The following is a 17,513-nucleotide window of genomic DNA, read 5'->3' on the forward strand; positions in this document are numbered from 1 at the left end:
TAATTCGTTTAATTAAAATAGGATAGAAAATCTTTCTTTTTTGATGCGGAAACCATCACTTCTTTACCGTTAGACATTACTACACTACCACCTTTACCTTTTCTGTACTTCACCACCTCATTTACATTTACCAAAAAAGATTTATGTACTCGTGCAAACGGATAGTCGGTTAAAGCCTCTTCAAAATATTTTAATGTCTTACTGACCAAAATCTTCTTATTCAACAAGTAGATTTCGGTATAATTATCATCTGCCTTGCAATACAATATTTCAGCAATATTCAATACTTGAAATCCGTCTTGCTGCGGCAATGTCAACTTCCCCTCTACTCCGTTAGATTTTGTACTTAAAACCTCCCCCTCTAAACTGGCTTCTTTCTCTCTAACACCATCTACATACTCAACTGCATTTACCAACTCATCTATGTTGATAGGCTTTGTCAAATAATATGCAGCATGGTTATTTAAAGCATCTTTTGCATAATGATCATAAGCAGTAACAAAAACGGTTTCAAAAGTTCTATCTGGTAATTGATCCAGCAAATCGAACGCATTACCAAAAGGCATCTCTACATCTAAAAATACCAAATCTAAGTCGTTACCATTAATTAAGACTAAGGCTTCTTTAATTGATGAAGCCTCTCCCAGCAAGTTTACACTTGGGCAATATTTAGCAATATAATTTCTTAATATCTCCCTACTATTTGCCTCATCTTCTACTAAAATTGCGTTTAAGCTCATTTTTCTCTTTTTAAAATGAATAGGACTTTAGTTCCTGAACCATCTGACTGTAAATCTGAAATTTTAATATCTACTTTATCTGTATACATATCGTTTAAAATAGCCACACGTTTTTTAATGATGCCCATTCCTTTGGACTTTTGTTTTCGCTGATTTTGAGTTTTAATTTCTGCAGATTTCTTTCTTCCGATACCATTGTCAGTAATACAGATTATAATGGAATCAGCACTATTCTCTTTGACCGTTACCAACAATTCACCCTTTTCTTCTCTATACCTTAATCCGTGCCAAATAGCATTTTCAATGTAAGGTTGTAATAACATTGGTGGAATTTGAAACTTATTAACCTGTACATTCTCATCAACAGCTATCTTGTAATCAAACTTATCTTCGAATCTAGAATGCTCTAGTTTTATATAAAGTTCTAACTGTTGCAGTTCTTTTTCCAATGGAATAAAATCTTCTTCAGAATTTTCTAATACAGAGCGCATCAACTTTGAGAAATCACTTAGATACCTATTGGCACTACGTTCATCACTTTTTGAAATAAAATTATTTACCGAATTCAACGCATTGAAAATAAAATGCGGATTCATTTGTGACCTCAACGATTTCAATGCCAACAAATTATTTGCAAGTTTTTGTTGTTGATTACTACGGTAAAAGAAAAAAGCCGCCAGTAAGGTCAATAGGAGCCCGAATATTAGCGAATAAATCACCAATTCCTGCCGCTTATTACTCTCTTTCACCAGCTCCTGCTCTGTAAGCGCAAGATCATATTTACTTTGCGATAATTCTCTTTCTTGCTCTAAACCTGTAAGTCGGTTTTCTGCATTTGCAATTTCGCGATTAAAACGAGTAGCTCTAGATATTTCTTGTTCTTTACGCACATATAATGAATCTACTAAAGCCACATATGCTTGGTAGGTATCTAATGCCTTGGTAAAATCACCTTTTACCTTATACACTTCAGATAACTTTCTAGTAGCATCTTTCTGAACCAATAAATCATCATCTGAATCTGCTTCAACAATACTTTTCTCTAAAAAAGGTATAGCCTCATTATACCTGTCTTGAGAAATATATGCATTTGCAATTTTGTAATTAATACGCTGTGATGTAATGGTATCGCCTAATTCAAATTTCTTTACACCTGCATTGGGCGAATTAAGCTTTTTTAATTCTTGAAGACTGCTTTTACGCATAGTAATCTCTTCGTTGAACCTACTTTTTGTATTGTAGAAATCTGCCACCTTTTCCTTCTCTTGCAATGCTCTTTTGGGTGCTGACTGAGTTGCAAGTTCTAACGAACTATCATAATAAGCTTCAGCCTCCATATTCTGATTTCCTAAAGAATAGGTGTCGCCTATTTTAGAATTTAGGTCAATCATTTTTGATGTAATCTGATTCTTATCGGCAATCAACAACCCTCTATTATATAAATCTAAAGCTTCTTGTGTTCTACCATTTCCTTTTTTAGCATCACCTAGCAGTTCATAAAGTAGTACACTTTGGTGTGGCGGCATGGACTTAATCTCTAATAACGGATTCAACAACGCTAAGCTTTCGTCATATCTGTTCGCTAAGTTATACGCCTTAGCTAAAAGCAAAGAAGTTGAAATCGTCTTATTATTTTCTAAAGCATCTTCATAATTATCAATAGCCAAATCTAATTGCTTATGATATTGATAGATCTCGCCAAGTTTAGAAAGCGACCTTGCCAGTTCTTTCTTTCGCCCTCGCTTCCCTAAAATTGATATAGATTGCGCTACCAAGTCAATACTTCTTTCAATATCTTGAGCTTTATACTCTTCTGCCGAATCTAATAACTGCTGATGTTTGACAGATATATCTGGTAATGATTTTGATCGACTGCTAATTGGTGAAGATTCAAAATCTTCAACTAAGATTAAAACATCGTCATTCTTCTGTACATCGTACCGTAAGGTTTCAATATCATCATGCTCTATAACTAGCTGATCACCAATTCTAGTTCTAATTTCAAATTCTCCTAAACCATTAGTAATCACAAAGTCTCCCATATCATTAGAAATGGAAACTCCCGATATTGGTTTTCCAGTATTTCTAACTTCTACCCTACCCTCTAAAGTAAATCTTAGAGCATCGTTTTGCCCTTGAGAATAAAGTGCGCTCCATCCCAAAAGAAAACATATTACGATATAGATACTATAATTATTCATCTGTTATTACTACGGTAAACTTAGCTGATTATTGTGGCACTAAAAAATACGAAATACTTAAAACAACCAATATTAAAGCATCATTTCATGGGTTTACAAACTCTGCATACCACTTTACTAAGTGAAACGGACAGTTCGCTCATTATCGTTATTCAGAGAAATACTTTGTTTTTAGTTTAGCATTGAATTTAAAACAAAAAACGATGAAAACGATTAAACAACTTGGATCATTCGGCATAGCACTTCTCACTTTAACTACAGTATTTGCATGTAATACTACTGATAAGAAAAAGCCTATTGAATTAATTGCCCAAGCTTCTGAAACTATTGAACCAAAAGAAACGAACACAGTTCAAATAGCCCTGTTATTAGATACTAGCAATAGTATGGACGGATTGATAAATCAAGCAAAATCTCAGCTTTGGGACATTGTAAATGAGTTTAGTTATGCAAAATGCGGTAACGACACCAGACCAAATTTACAAATTGCATTATACCAATATGGCAACGACAATCTTTCTGCAAACGAAGGGTACATTCAGCAAGTATTAGGTTTTAGCAGTGATTTAGATGAAATTTCAGAAAAGTTATTTTCTTTGACTACCAATGGCGGCGAAGAGTATTGCGGAAAGGTATTACAGACCTCTTTACACCAATTACCATGGAATAAGAATCCGGATTTACTGCGAATGATTTTTATTGCCGGTAACGAACCCTTTACACAAGGTAGATATAACTACAGAACTGCATTAGCTAATGCCAATGAAAAAGATGTAGTGGTAAATACCATCTTCTGTGGAAATTATGAATTGGGAATAAATACCGATTGGAAAAATGGTGCTTCATTAACAGGTGGAGAATATATGGCTATTGATCACAATAAGAAAGTTGTACATATCAACACTCCTTATGACGATATTATTATTAAACTGAATTCAAGATTAAATACAACATACGTTTCTTACGGGTCGATGGGTAAATCAAAATATATCGCACAAGAAGTTCAAGACAGTAATGCATTGGAAATGGAAGAAGCGGTTGCCGTTAAAAGAGCTGTCAGCAAAAGTTCTAGACTTTATAATAATAAAAAATGGGATTTGGTCGATGCTTACGATGATGCCGAATTTGAAATAAATTCAGTAGAAAATGATGAATTACCAGAAGAATTGCAAGGTAAAAATGAGAAAGAAATAAAAACCTACGTCGAATCAAAAAAGAATGAAAGAGAAGAAATTCAAAAAGAGATACAACAATATAACACGAAACGATTAGCTTATATTTCTGAACATCAAAAAGATGATAATTCAGGAGAGCTTGAAAATGCTATGATCAAAGCAATAAAAAAACAAGCCAAAACGAAAAATTACAGTTGGGAATAATAAAATATCAGGTCTGCTCAACTATGAGCAGACCTTTTTAATTTGCTGCCGGGCAGTAACAATCGTACTTACGACCTGTTTGTCCGAAATCGTACCCTAAAGTTATCTGATGAAAACCTCCATTATCGAAACGGATATCTCCCATTTGGTACGAATAGTTATAAGAGACCATAAAGTTATTAATGTTTGCACCAACTATAGGCGTTATCAATTGCAAACGTTGTTCTCCGAAAGTTCCATTATCTTGAAATTGAGCTCCATCAAAACTTCTTCTATAAGAAATTCCTCCCCAAATGCGACCAAAATCTACATCCTTATACACTTTACCGTTTATATCTATAGTTTTTTCCTTGGTAAATTCAGTTAATTGAAAAAGTACAGAAGGTTCAACTTGCCATTCGCTTTTTCCAAAAACATAACCTGTAGAAATTAAAAATCGTCTTATATTATCAATCACCAACTGATCAGGGTTGTCTTGTCTATCTCTATAATAAACATTTCTCTTACTACCCGTAAGTGCATTAGTCACAGCAAAATGTGTATAAAATTCTTGATAATTATATGAAATACCAATATCAACGTTCGTGTATGATGAGCTTAATTTAATACCTGAAACTGCAGGATCTGGCGTAACAGATCTAAATTCAGTTTCATCTAAACTACTTTGTAAAATAGTAGCACTTAATCCAAAAGATAATTGATTTAGCACTCTTACATCTCTACTACCCATTCTTAAATGATGAGCATAAGTTAATTTTGCACCAGTTTGCGAATGGTAGCCATTAGCATCATTAAAAAGAATAACACCGATACCACTTGGCGAATCACCCAATCTAAAATGTGCATTAATAGTTTGTAAACTTGGGGCATCATCAACGTCGAACCATTGCTTTCTAGCAGTAGCTCTTACTTTTCCTCCCTCTCCTATACCTGCCATAGACGGAAAAACCAAATAGTAGTTATCTGATAAATAATCAAAATAAACAGGAATCCCTTCTTGTGCGGTAGATTTCGAACCTACAAAAAGAAAAATCAATATCAATAAAAAGTTGTATTTCATCTTGGGATGTTAAAACTAGGTTTAGTTTCGCTTTTATAAAGTTAATAACGGGTTAACCTGAACATTATTATGTGCTGCTAAACTAAGATTTCCTTTGTATTTTTACATAAAATTACTGAGAAATGAAAGAGTATTCAATTACCGTCGTTAAGACCAATAACCCAAATATATTAAAGTTCGAAACTAATCACATATTAGTTCAACGAAAAAATTACGAATTCAAGAATATTGATGATGCTAAAAACTCACCTTTAGCCCAGCAGTTATTCCACTTACCATTTATCAAAACGGTATATATTTCTGGTGATTTTATCGGATTAGAACGTTATGATATTGTTCAATGGGAAGATGTAAAAGATGAAGTGGCGCAACAACTAGTTGAGTATTTAAATGCTGGGGAACCCATAGTTATTGAAGAAGACATGGACAAACCAGTTCCCGTAACCGTTTATGCAGAGGTAACACCCAACCCATCCACCATGAAGTTTGTGGCTAGCAAGAAAATTGTAGCATCAGCATTCGAATTCAAAAATATTGATGAAGCTAGAGATTCTAACTTGGCCTTGGAGCTATTTCAGTTTCCGTTTGTTAAGCAAGTTTTCATTGACGAAAATTACGTTTCTGTATCTAAATTTGAAGTTGCAGAATGGGATGATATTAATATTGAACTAAGAGAAGTTATAAGAAATTTTATAGCAGATGGTAAAGAAATTGTTGCTGACAATGCAAAAGCTATTGGTACAGAAGCACAAGTATCTGAAACCGTATCTGCAGAAAGTAAAATAGAACTTGATGAAACCTCTCAAGAAATAGTTGATATTTTAGAAGAATATGTAAAACCAGCCGTAGCGAGTGATGGTGGTAATATTATGTTTCAATCATACGATGTAGAAACCAAAACGGTTAATGTAATTTTACAAGGAGCATGTAGTGGTTGCCCATCATCAACTTTTACCTTGAAAAACGGAATCGAGACAATGCTAAAAAATATGATGGGAGACAAAGTAAATGAGGTAGTTGCGCTTAACGGTTAATTAATCATAGAATTGAATTAAACATTGCCTTCAATTTTTGTAACTTTAAATAAATCTAAAAATCATTAATTATGGCAGTTTTAAAAGTAATTGAAATATTAGCAAATTCTGACAACGGATGGGAAGACGCAGCAAAAAAAGCAGTTTCTGAAGCATCTAAATCAGTAAAGAATATTAAATCGGTTTACATCAACGAGCAAAGTGCTACTGTTGAAGATGGTAAAATCAAAAATTATAGAGTAAATGTGAAAATCACTTTTGAAGTGAAATAACAATTACCTAACAGGATTAAAAGCGCCAAAAGGCGCTTTTTTTGTTTTAAAACTAAAATACACCCAATGCCTACCCCACAAAAGCATACTAATAATCTAATTAAAGAAAGCAGTCCATATTTACTGCAGCACGCGCATAACCCGGTTAATTGGGAAGCGTGGAATGATGATGTTTTAAAACAGGCAAAAGAAGAGCAAAAACTAATACTTATTAGTATTGGTTATGCCGCTTGTCATTGGTGTCATGTTATGGAACATGAATGTTTTGAAGATGAAGAAGTCGCAGAAACAATGAATGCCCATTTTATAAATATTAAAGTGGACAGGGAAGAACGACCAGATATCGACCATATTTATATGGATGCATTACAGATGATGACAGGTAGTGGCGGCTGGCCTTTAAATATACTGGCGCTACCCGACGGCAGACCTTTCTGGGGCGCAACCTTCGTCAAAAAAAAAGAATGGATACAAGTATTGAATCAACTTCAACAACTTTATGTTGAAGACCCTAATAAGATTATTGGATATGCCGAAAACATGGCAACAGGACTAAAAGAAATAAATGTTATTACTTCAGATGAAAATCAAGATTTAATTGAAGATTCTGAAATTGATACGATGGTAATCGATTGGACCAAATACTTTGATACCTTTTTAGGAGGATATAAACGGGCGCCAAAATTCATGATGCCTACCAATCTTAACTTTTTACAATACTATTCTCACGCAAAACAAGATAATACTGTAAATGAATATGTAAACACCACTCTAACAAGAATGGCCTGGGGCGGCATATTTGATCATGTTGGTGGTGGATTCTCTAGATATTCCGTAGACACTAAATGGCATGTACCCCATTTCGAAAAAATGTTATATGACAACGGCTTGTTAATTAGTCTTTACGCGAATGCATATGCAAAGACTAACAATAATCTCTATAAAGCTGTCGTAGAAAAAAGTATCATATTCCTAGAAGAAGAACTATTAGATAAAAGCAATGGGTTTTACTCTTCTTTAGATGCTGATAGTTTAACTGATAACAACAAGTTAGTAGAGGGTGCATTTTATATTTGGCAAGAAGAACAACTTAAAGAGCTATTAAAAGACGATTACCCTATTTTTAGTGATTACTTCAGTATTAACTCTTATGGTTATTGGGAAGATAATAACTATGTGCTTATTAGAGATTCAGAAGCCTTAGCTATTGCAATGAATCATTCTATCACCAAAATAGAATTGCAAGAAATAATTACCAAGTGTCTTTCATTATTGAAAGTAGAGAGAGAAAAAAGAAACAAACCAAGGTTAGATGATAAAATTTTAACTTCTTGGAATGGCTTGACATTAAAAGGACTAACAGATGCCTATAGATATTTAGAAGATGACAAGTATTTGAGCCTTGCTATTAATAATGCTAATTTTATTCTAGAACATATGACCACCGAAGATGGTGGCTTATTCCGCAACTTCAAAAATGGAAAAAGTACTATTCATGGTTTTCTAGAAGATTACGCTTCTATTATCGATGCATTCATAGGGCTATATGAAGTTTCTTTTGATGAAAAATGGCTTGATTATAGTTTAGAGTTAACAAAATATGTCATTGAAAATTTTTCAGATTCTGATACGGGGCTATTCTTTTTCACATCTAGTAATGACAACGGTCTTATTAGAAGAACTTTAGAAGTTTCAGATAACGTAATTCCATCTTCTAATTCAATGATGGCGCATAACCTACATAAGCTCTCCAAATATTTTCCTGAAGATAATTTTGATAGTCGTTTGCATCAAATGATGAAAAGCATGAAAACATCTATCACTGAGAATCCTCAAAATCATGCCAATTGGCTTCACCTGGCACAGCTAATGAGTGAGAATTTCTATGAATTGGTCGTTATCGGCGAAAATTTTGAACTCATATGCACATCACTCATGAAGAACTATATGCCAAACGCTATATTTGCTGCTTCAAATGCTAAAACTAGCAACTTACCTTTATTGATGAATAGGTATATAATGAACAAGACACTTATCTACGTTTGTAATCACGGTAGTTGTCAAATGCCCGTAGAAGAACCAAGCAAAGCTTTAGATCTTGTTTCCCGTATCTTTTAACAATTGTTTAGCCTCTAAATTTTATAGGCTATACGCTATTGGTTAAGTTGGCTGTTATAAAAAAACAAATTATGTTAGATAAAATAATGAATCTGCAAGAACATGCAGATAATGCTATAGCTTGGCTTTGGGATGTACTTCCTAGTATATTATGGGCAATTTTTCTATTAATTGCTGGTACCTATGTCATACGTTTCATAAATAAAATGATACGTAAATTTTTCGCAAATAAAGATTACGATTTAGCGTTAGAAACATTCTTACAAAGTTTTATCAGTATTGCTTTAAAAATAATACTCTTTATATTGGTGATTACCCAATTAGGGGTTCAAACAAGTTCTTTAGTTGCCATTTTAGCCTCCGCAGGTTTGGCTATTGGCTTAGCACTACAAGGTTCATTGGCAAATTTTGCCGGGGGTGTTCTTATCTTATTATTTAAACCCTTTAAAATAGGGGATTTTATATCTGCTCAGGGTGTTGATGGTACAGTAAAAGAAATTTCAATTTTTACTACAAAGGTGAGTACTTTCGGTAATCAAATTGCAATAATACCAAATGGTCAACTATCCAATAACACCATTACAAACTATAACGCGCAAGACACTAGAAGAGATAAAATTGATGTCGGTATTGGTTACAGTTCAAACATTAAAGAAGCTAAAGAAATTCTTCTAGCCATCTGTAACGAACGTGAAACTATTTTAAAGACACCTGCTCCTGAGGTTTATGTAGGAGAATTAGGAGATAGCTCGGTAAACCTAACTTTACGTTTCTGGGCAAATAATGGCGATTTTTGGGCTGCACATTTCTTTGTATTAGAAGAAATAAAGTATCGTTTTGATGCTGCTGGTATTGAAATACCATTCCCACAGAGAGTAGTTACACAGATGAAAAACTAATTTACAATTCACAGTGAATAAAAAAGCCCTTGAGTAATCAAGGGCTTTTTTATTTTACGAAATTTTTATGCTTTCGCTTTCTTAGTCTGCATCACAAAATCTTTCAAGTAATATGGTTCAAAATAAGCCACATCTTCAAAATCCGATACATTAAACTTATCCGATGAAATAGAAGCCATTTCTTTAGCAGAAGGCACTACTTCACAATGGTAGGTTATAGATTCTAATGGAAACAATTCTTTTATCTTCTCTGCTCCACTACCTAAAAAATGAATATGTTTTACATTGATATATTCTTGAAAGGAATGCTCATCAATTATTTCAGCTTTCGTTTCTCTTATTTCATTGAGCTCATTATCTAAAACTGACGAATACACTTCCATACGCCTAGCATCTAAAACGGGTATCAATACCTCGTTATCTTGAATTTTAACTTGGGATGCCATGCTCTTCAACGTTGAAATCGAAATTAACGGGATGCCTAATGCATAACACAAGCCCTTTGCCGCTGAAACACCAATTCGAAGTCCCGTATAAGAACCTGGACCTTTACTTACTGCCACAGCTTCTAAATCTTCCATTTTCAAAGAAGCTTCATGTATTACCTCTTCAATGAAAACATGTAGTTTCTCTGCATGCGAATAGTTTGCTGAATTCAATTCTCTTATTGAAAGAATTTCGCCGTCTTTAGCAACACAGACCGAACAATTTGTAGATGATGTTTCTAGATTTAATAGTATGCCCATATTGCAAAGGTATTACTTACTACAAAATGAAAAAGCCTGTAACGCTAAAATGTTACAGGCTTTTATATTTCAATACTTAATCTATTCTAATGAAATAGGTATTCCAAAATAAAATTCTAATATTTTCAATCTAAATATATAGTCATACTTAGAACGTATTAAATCAGCTTCTGCATTATCAACAAGTGATTGTGATTGGCTAAATTCAAATGCATTCATCAACCCTACATCGTAACGTTCTTTAGAATACTGATAAGCAAGAGTTCTAGCCTCCAGCGTTTTTTCTGCTGCTTGAAATGCCTTAAAAAAATTGGTCACATTTACATAGGCTTGGTTTACATCAGTCTCTAACTGTAACTTAGTTCTTTCAAACTCGATCTGAGCGATATCAATACTAATTTGTGACCGCTTTATATTATTTCTAACACTCCATCCATTAAAAATAGGAATGTTCATTTGCGCCCCATAAGAGATACCGTCGTTAATATATAATTGGTCTTTAAATGGAATTGCCTCTCCGGTAAACGGATCATTATTTTGATCGGAATATCTAGTATTATAATTAATAAAGGCACCTACACTAGGGTACTTGGCACCCTTAGCTATCTCTAAGTCCTTTTGAGCCAATTCCACTCCTGTCAAGGCAAACTGAATGTCATTTCTAAAGGTTAAAGCTTTATCAAAAATAACCTTGGCAGAATTATTCAATATATCCGATGGAGGTATATCAAACTCTTCTTCTGCAATATCAAAATTTTCGTAGTCTGTAATGCTCATTAATTGCGCCAAACTAATTTTTGAAATCAAAATCAAATTTTGAGCATTTATCATTTGCTGTTCTTGAGTTGCAGCAGTAGCTTCTATTTGTAATAAATCGCCACTAGGCAAAACACCAGAATCCACTAAGTCTTTAGTACGCTTTAAATCTTGTTCGGTAATGACCAGTTGCGCTTTAAAAACTTTTAAAGATTCTTTATTAGCTAAAACATTTAAATACGCATTAGCGACACTTAGCTTTATATCATCCTTACCATCCTCTAATCTATATTGACTGCTAATCGCAGTTAACTTGGCTCTTTCAATTCTATTATAATTTTGAAGACCATCAAAAAGTGTCACTGATGAAGTCATACTTCCCGAAGCAGAAAAGATAGTTGCTGAAACCAAATTATTGGTAGTAGGATCCAATGCAAGTCCTGTATTTGCAGATGCACTTATAGAACTATTTAAACTTGGCAACAATGCACCAATTGCATCAGATTTATCTAATGCGGCATTTTCCAAATCTAACTCAAACTGCTTAACAGTCAGATTATTCTCTACAGCATAATACACACACTCCTCTAGAGTCCATTTCTTTTGCTGTGCCATGCCTAACACAACAGAAAATATCAGTAGTAATCCTGTGATTTTTACTTTCATTTTATTCTTTTTTAAACCAACCTATACATAGGTTGCTCGATTCGTTTTTTGATTTGATTGATTGTTTTTAATCGTCGTTCTCGTCGTTATCCTCACTTTTGGCTTCCAACTTGTTCCAAATTTTTATTTTGGAGTTTTCATCGATACCAGAAATAATTTCTACGTCGATACCATCACTTACACCAAGTTCAAGCTCTCTCTTTTCAAACTCATTATCACCTGTCTCGACCTCAACGTATGGCTTATTTGTTTCTTTATCGAACTGTAATAGTGCTTCTTTAATAGAAAGCACATCTTTCTTCTCTTCTAAGACAATTGCTGCATTTGCGCTATAACCAGCTCTAATATTAGTACTATCAGACACTACCAAATCACCTTCTATCTTAAACTGAACGGCACCCTCTTCCTCAACACCTTTAGGTGCTATGAACTTTAATTTGGCATTGAATTTTTCATCTTGTAAAGCACCCATGCTAATTTCTAATGGCATGCCTACTTTAAGTTTCCCCACTTCAGCTTCATCAACTTCACCTTCAAAAATCATTTTAGACATATCTGCAATAAAGGCAATAGTAGTACCGTCATTAAAATTATTACTTTCAATAACCTGATCACCTACCTCAACAGGTATTTCTAATAACGTACCGGTTACTGTAGCTCTAATATTAGTATTTGCACTAGATGAGCCACCTGCAGAACCAACTCTAATTATCTGATAGTCTGCCTGAGAATTCTGTAGTTCTTGCGTTGCTTGATCAAATCGTAATTTCAATGCATTAAAATCTTGACTAGAAATCACCCCTTTATCAAAAAGTGTTTTATTTCGGTCGTATTCAATCTTTGTATTACTTAAAGAAATTTTGGCATTGTTTACTCTACCACGAGCCTGATTTAAAGACTGTTCATTAGGTACAACTTTTATCGTAGCAATTAAATCACCCGCTTTAACTTGAACACCTTCTTCCAAATATACCTTTTGGATTATACCCGAAATCTGAGGTTTAATCTCTATTTCATCTTGTGGTATTACCTTACCGGTAACAACAACCTTGTTGGTAATATCTCTTTTTTCAACGGTCTCCGTTTCATATGTTTTTAAAGGAGTACTATTCTTCTTTAAAAAATAGACTACTGCAGCCAGTATCCCTATAACTGCTACTCCTATTAATGCGTACTTTACATACTTGTTCATGCTCAACTATTTGATTGTTATTTATTCTTTTGTTGTTTGGTCTTTTACTCTTCTCTTAAGGCGTCAATTGGTTTTATTCTAATAGCTCTATTTGCAGGTATTAATCCGATTAAAACACTAAGACCTACCATCAAAATAAAGGAACCTAAAAATTGCGGTATGCTAATCATAAGATTATAAAATGGCATATCACTATTTTCACCTATCATATTATTCGCAATCGCTAGAAACCCTATTGCAATTGCAAAACCGACAAAGCCAGCAAATACCGTAATTACTATAGACTCCAGTACAATTTGTCTCTTTACTACTTTTGGGGTAGCACCTAAGGCACGTCTAATACCTATTTCTTTTGTACGTTCTTTTACCGTAATTAAAAGAATATTACTAATAGCAATAACACCTGCCAGTAAGGTCAAAATTCCAACGAAGAACGATACACCTTGTAATACACCTGTAAATGCTGATACATTATTGAATACTTCAGACATATCAAAACTACCAATAGCGCGTTCGTCTATAGGGTTGATATCATACTTGTTTTTCAACAGACGTTTTATCTGACTTTCAACTACAGGTACTTTGGTATCTGACTGAACCGAAATTGCCATCCATCCCATTCTATCTCCAGAACCAAATGCTTTTTGAAATGTTGAAAACGGAATATACACTGAATTCTCTCCGTCAATATTGATGTTCTGATTTGGCTTATATATTCCAACGATATTAAAGAACACTCCGTTAATACGAACATCTTCCCCTATCGCATTTTCGCCTTTTTCAAATAAAAGTTTATACGTTTCTTCTCCAATAACACACACTTTTTTAGACTCGGTCATGTCATTTTCATTCAGAAATCTACCCTCTACTAGCTTCTTCTTCATGATTTCATCCACATTAGGATAATCACCATAAACTGCCGATCCACTGGTTAAACCATTTCTATATACGGTAACCACGCCCCTATGACTACCAAGTTCTATTCTTGGGGCAAGAACTTCTATTTCTGGAATCTGTTCTTTTAAAATAGTAGCATCTTCAAGTTTAAATTGAATTCTACGTCCTCTTTCAAATCCTTTATAAGGCTCTGAGGTACTTTGACTCCATACAAACAGACTGTTAGATGCTGTACCTGCGAATATTTTTTGAAAACCATTGCTCATACCGTTTGCACCACCTAATAATAGCACAAGAATTATCATCGCTATAATTACCCCTAGCATGGTTAAAAATGTGCGAAACAAGTTCTTACCTAATGTGGCAAAAATCTCTGACCATAAATCTCTATCAAGTATCCACATATTATTTATCGCTTAATGCTACAATTGGTTTTACTCTTGCCGCTTTCATTGCCGGAATTAATCCTGCGAGAACTCCTGCTACAATCAATATTATAGTTGCGGTCACAACCATTGACATACTAACAGACGGGTTGGCAAATGCACCTGTTTTAATACTTGGACCAATGGCCGCCAATAATCCGGTTGCAATTCCTAGTCCAATAAATCCGGATAAAGCAGTTATAAAAACAGATTCGAACAATACTAATTTTATAATTGACCACGGCTCGGCACCCAAGGCTTTACGTACACCAATTTCTTTTGTACGCTCTTTAATGATAAACACCATAATATTACCGATACCCACAATACCAGATAGTAATATTAGAAGTCCCACTATAATTACCGCGATATCTAAACCACCTGTAAAGTTGCTGATGTCTTCAAAAACCTCTGCGTAGTTAAAGATTCTAATTCCCGATTGATCCTTGGGAGCAATTTTAAAACGTCTTCTAAAAACATTTTCTAATCTATCTGAAAAAGCAAGTGCCTCTGTTAAATCGTAATTAGGATTATAGGTTAAAGCAATCTGATCAATATGATCTGTTTGACCATACATTTTTTGATATGTACTGGTAGGTGCATAAATGTTTCGCTCTGCATTATCATCACCATCATCGGTAAACGTACCAATGACCCTAAAAGGTAATCCGTTGAACTCAACAAACTTGCCTATGGCATCTTCGTTTTTGAATAAATCTTCCTCTACTTTTCTGCCTATAACAGCAACTTTAGAGGCATTCATTAAATCGTTAGTATTTATGAATCGACCCTTATTTACTATAGTCTTTTCAATAGCTTGGTGATCCGGGTAAACAGCCTGTATATTATAACTACCCGTTTCGCTCTTATAACGTGCCGATGTATTTTGGTATACTCTCGGACTAATATATTCTACATCGTCAGGAAAACTTCTTTTAATGTATTCAATATCATCATTCGTCATTTGAATTCTCCGTCCAGCTTCAAATCCGCCATAGGCCAATGAAGTAGTACCTGTTCTAACAAAAATGGAGTTGGTAGCATCATCACTAAATTGAAGTGTGAATCCGTTTTGCATTCCTTTTACAGAAGCCAAAAGCAATACCAAAATGAAAATACCCCAACCTACTGAAAACCCAGTAAGGAAAGTTCTAAGCTTGTTGTTGCTTATACTATGATAAATTTCTTGCCAAATGTCTCTATCAAACATATTGTTCGGCTCTTACTTGTTCTATTTTCTTATCCTCTATAATTACTCCATCTTTCAAATGCACAATACGCTTACACATATCTGCAATATCTGGTTCGTGAGTAACTATCAATATGGTATTTCCCGCATCGTTAATTTTCTGTATCAAGTCCATCACCTCATAAGATGTCTTACTATCTAATGCACCTGTAGGCTCATCGGCAAGCAATACTTTAGGTTCAGCAGCTAAAGCTCTTGCAATGGCAACACGTTGTTTTTGACCACCAGAAAGCTCGCTAGGCAAATGACCTGCCCATTCTTTTAGACCTACTTGAGTTAAATATTTTAAAGCTTTTTCTTGACGTTCTTTTCTTGGTACTTTTTGGTAATATAATGGTAAGGCAACATTCTCTGCTGCACTTTTATAATTGATAAGATTGAACGATTGAAAAACAAAACCTAAGAACTTGTTTCTGTATCTAGCAGCTTTAGTTTCGTTTAAATCTTTGATTGGAACATTATCTAAAATATACTCCCCAGAATCAGAGCTATCCAACATACCTAAAATATTTAATAAGGTAGATTTACCCGAACCAGAAGAGCCCATGATAGCTACTAACTCCCCTTCTTCAACATTAAAATTTATTCCTTTAAGAACGTGAAGAGAATTCTTGCCCATTTTATAGGACTTGTGAAGATCTTTAATTTGAATCATGTTGGTTGTTGTTTTGAACAATTTTTACACTGTCTATTCATTAGACTATGCAGCGTATAATTTGTTACATCAATTTAATACTTTTTTTATTTTATTCGTTCTCGGCAAGCTCATCGGGCACTACCTCGTTCCAAACCTTAATTTTATCACCTTCTTTAATGCCTGAATTTATTTGAACATGAATACCATCGCTGATACCTAATTCTATATCTCTTCTTTCAAATTCTTGATCGCCTGTAGCGATTTCTACAAATGGTTTTTTGGTTTTATCATCGAATTGCACCAAAGCTTCTTTTACTGCTAAAACACTATCTGCACGAGCTAAAATTATAGATGCATTTGCACTTAAACCTGCTCTAATGAATACGGAGTCTTGTTTCTTAAGCGTCCCTTTTATTTCAAACTGTATAGCGCCATTCTCTTCATTTCCTTTCGGAGCTATATAATCTAGAATAGCATCGAACACTTTATCTTCTATAGCACCAACGGTAATTTCTAAGGGAAGATTTTCTTTAATTTTCCCAACTTCTGATTCATCTACCTTACCCTCAAAAATCATTTTATCAACATCTGCAATAGCTGCTATGGTAGTACCTTCATTAAAATTATTACTCTCAATTACCTGATTACCTACTTCTACAGGCACTTCTAGCACCATACCACTAACCGTTGCCCTTATTTGTGTATTTGCGGCATTACCAAAACCAGAAGTAGTACCCGTTTTTACAATATCATATCTTTTATTGGCAGCTGCGTAAGATTGCTTAGACTGGTCATAACTCAACTGAGCACGCTCTAAGTCTACCTTAGAAATTACCCCTTTAGAAAACAAACCTTTTTGACGATCAAGATTTCTCAATTGATCATCTAAATTGATTTTGGCTTCATTGATATTATTTCTAGCATCGTTTAATGAGCTTAAATTAGGTACTACTTTAATGGTACACAGCAAATCGCCAGATTTTACATAATCTCCACCCTCCACGAAAATCTTCTCTATTACACCTGAAATATTCGGCTTAATAAGCACTTCTTCTAATGGAAGAATACTACCTGTAGCCATTGTCTTTTTTATTATGGTCTGCTTAGAAGGCTCTTCTGTTTGATATACTACGGGATCTTCTGCATTTTTAGAATACAAATAGAACATAGAGCCACCAAAGGCTAGTACGATAATTAGCAGGATTACAATTGTTGTTGACTTTTTCATTTTTTGATTGGTTA

15 protein-coding genes are annotated in these 17,513 nt (G+C 34.2%); 5 read left to right on the plus strand and 10 right to left on the minus strand.

Features of this window, described 5'->3' with window-relative positions; translation table 11 throughout:
- Window positions 1-8 precede the first annotated feature (8 nt).
- Both Q0871_RS09045 and Q0871_RS09050 read right to left on the minus strand, forming a co-directional pair.
- Window positions 9-740, minus strand: coding sequence for a LytTR family DNA-binding domain-containing protein (locus Q0871_RS09045; RefSeq protein ID WP_299321193.1), 732 nt, complete (start codon window positions 738-740; stop codon window positions 9-11).
- Window positions 737-2,941, minus strand: coding sequence for a histidine kinase (locus tag Q0871_RS09050; protein WP_299321194.1), 2,205 nt, complete (start codon window positions 2,939-2,941; stop codon window positions 737-739). Before Q0871_RS09050 ends, Q0871_RS09045 begins: the two co-directional genes overlap by 4 nt.
- A gap of 203 nt (window positions 2,942-3,144) precedes the next feature.
- Here Q0871_RS09050 and Q0871_RS09055 point away from each other — a divergent pair, with 203 nt between their 5' ends.
- Window positions 3,145-4,320 (plus strand): vWA domain-containing protein, encoded by a 1,176-nt coding sequence (locus tag Q0871_RS09055; protein WP_299321195.1) that lies wholly within the window; start codon window positions 3,145-3,147, stop codon window positions 4,318-4,320.
- 37 nt (window positions 4,321-4,357) lie between these two features.
- Here Q0871_RS09055 and Q0871_RS09060 read toward each other — a convergent pair whose 3' ends face one another.
- Window positions 4,358-5,380 (minus strand): type IX secretion system membrane protein PorP/SprF, encoded by a 1,023-nt coding sequence (locus tag Q0871_RS09060; protein WP_299321196.1) that lies wholly within the window; start codon window positions 5,378-5,380, stop codon window positions 4,358-4,360.
- Between the two features lie 122 nt (window positions 5,381-5,502).
- Here Q0871_RS09060 and Q0871_RS09065 point away from each other — a divergent pair, with 122 nt between their 5' ends.
- The 4 genes from Q0871_RS09065 to Q0871_RS09080 all read left to right on the plus strand — a co-directional run bounded on the left by Q0871_RS09065 (window position 5,503) and on the right by Q0871_RS09080 (window position 9,703).
- Complete coding sequence (locus tag Q0871_RS09065; RefSeq protein WP_299321197.1) at window positions 5,503-6,414, plus strand: NifU family protein; 912 nt, start codon at window positions 5,503-5,505, stop codon at window positions 6,412-6,414.
- Window positions 6,415-6,485: 71 nt separating this feature from the next.
- Window positions 6,486-6,686 (plus strand): dodecin family protein, encoded by a 201-nt coding sequence (locus Q0871_RS09070; protein ID WP_027064938.1) that lies wholly within the window; start codon window positions 6,486-6,488, stop codon window positions 6,684-6,686.
- Window positions 6,687-6,752: 66 nt separating this feature from the next.
- A complete protein-coding gene (locus tag Q0871_RS09075) occupies window positions 6,753-8,804 on the plus strand; it encodes a thioredoxin domain-containing protein (protein ID WP_299321198.1) in 2,052 nt (683 codons plus the stop codon).
- Between the two features lie 71 nt (window positions 8,805-8,875).
- The gene (locus Q0871_RS09080) at window positions 8,876-9,703 is read left to right on the plus strand and encodes a mechanosensitive ion channel domain-containing protein (RefSeq protein ID WP_299321199.1); all 828 of its coding nucleotides are present in this window, start codon (window positions 8,876-8,878) and stop codon (window positions 9,701-9,703) included.
- Between the two features lie 65 nt (window positions 9,704-9,768).
- Here Q0871_RS09080 and tsaB read toward each other — a convergent pair whose 3' ends face one another.
- The 7 genes from tsaB to Q0871_RS09115 form a co-directional block, all read right to left on the minus strand.
- Entirely contained in the window at window positions 9,769-10,449 is a 681-nt protein-coding gene (tsaB, locus tag Q0871_RS09085; RefSeq protein ID WP_299321200.1) for a tRNA (adenosine(37)-N6)-threonylcarbamoyltransferase complex dimerization subunit type 1 TsaB, read from the minus strand.
- An 81-nt stretch (window positions 10,450-10,530) separates the two neighbouring features.
- Window positions 10,531-11,871, minus strand: coding sequence for a TolC family protein (locus Q0871_RS09090; protein ID WP_299321201.1), 1,341 nt, complete (start codon window positions 11,869-11,871; stop codon window positions 10,531-10,533).
- Window positions 11,872-11,938: 67 nt separating this feature from the next.
- The gene (locus Q0871_RS09095; protein ID WP_299321202.1) at window positions 11,939-13,063 is read right to left on the minus strand and encodes an efflux RND transporter periplasmic adaptor subunit; all 1,125 of its coding nucleotides are present in this window, start codon (window positions 13,061-13,063) and stop codon (window positions 11,939-11,941) included.
- Window positions 13,064-13,107: 44 nt separating this feature from the next.
- Window positions 13,108-14,364 (minus strand): ABC transporter permease, encoded by a 1,257-nt coding sequence (locus tag Q0871_RS09100; RefSeq protein ID WP_299321203.1) that lies wholly within the window; start codon window positions 14,362-14,364, stop codon window positions 13,108-13,110.
- A gap of 1 nt (window position 14,365) precedes the next feature.
- Window positions 14,366-15,595 carry an ABC transporter permease gene (locus Q0871_RS09105; protein WP_299321204.1) on the minus strand — a complete coding sequence of 410 codons (1,230 nt, stop codon included), beginning with the start codon at window positions 15,593-15,595 and terminating at the stop codon, window positions 14,366-14,368.
- Window positions 15,588-16,289 carry an ABC transporter ATP-binding protein gene (locus tag Q0871_RS09110; RefSeq protein ID WP_073242403.1) on the minus strand — a complete coding sequence of 234 codons (702 nt, stop codon included), beginning with the start codon at window positions 16,287-16,289 and terminating at the stop codon, window positions 15,588-15,590. Before Q0871_RS09110 ends, Q0871_RS09105 begins: the two co-directional genes overlap by 8 nt.
- Window positions 16,290-16,380: 91 nt before the next feature.
- Window positions 16,381-17,499 carry an efflux RND transporter periplasmic adaptor subunit gene (locus Q0871_RS09115; RefSeq protein ID WP_299321205.1) on the minus strand — a complete coding sequence of 373 codons (1,119 nt, stop codon included), beginning with the start codon at window positions 17,497-17,499 and terminating at the stop codon, window positions 16,381-16,383.
- Window positions 17,500-17,513: the final 14 nt, after the last annotated feature.

This window comes from uncultured Maribacter sp., assembly GCF_947500985.1.
Classification (GTDB): domain Bacteria; phylum Bacteroidota; class Bacteroidia; order Flavobacteriales; family Flavobacteriaceae; genus Maribacter.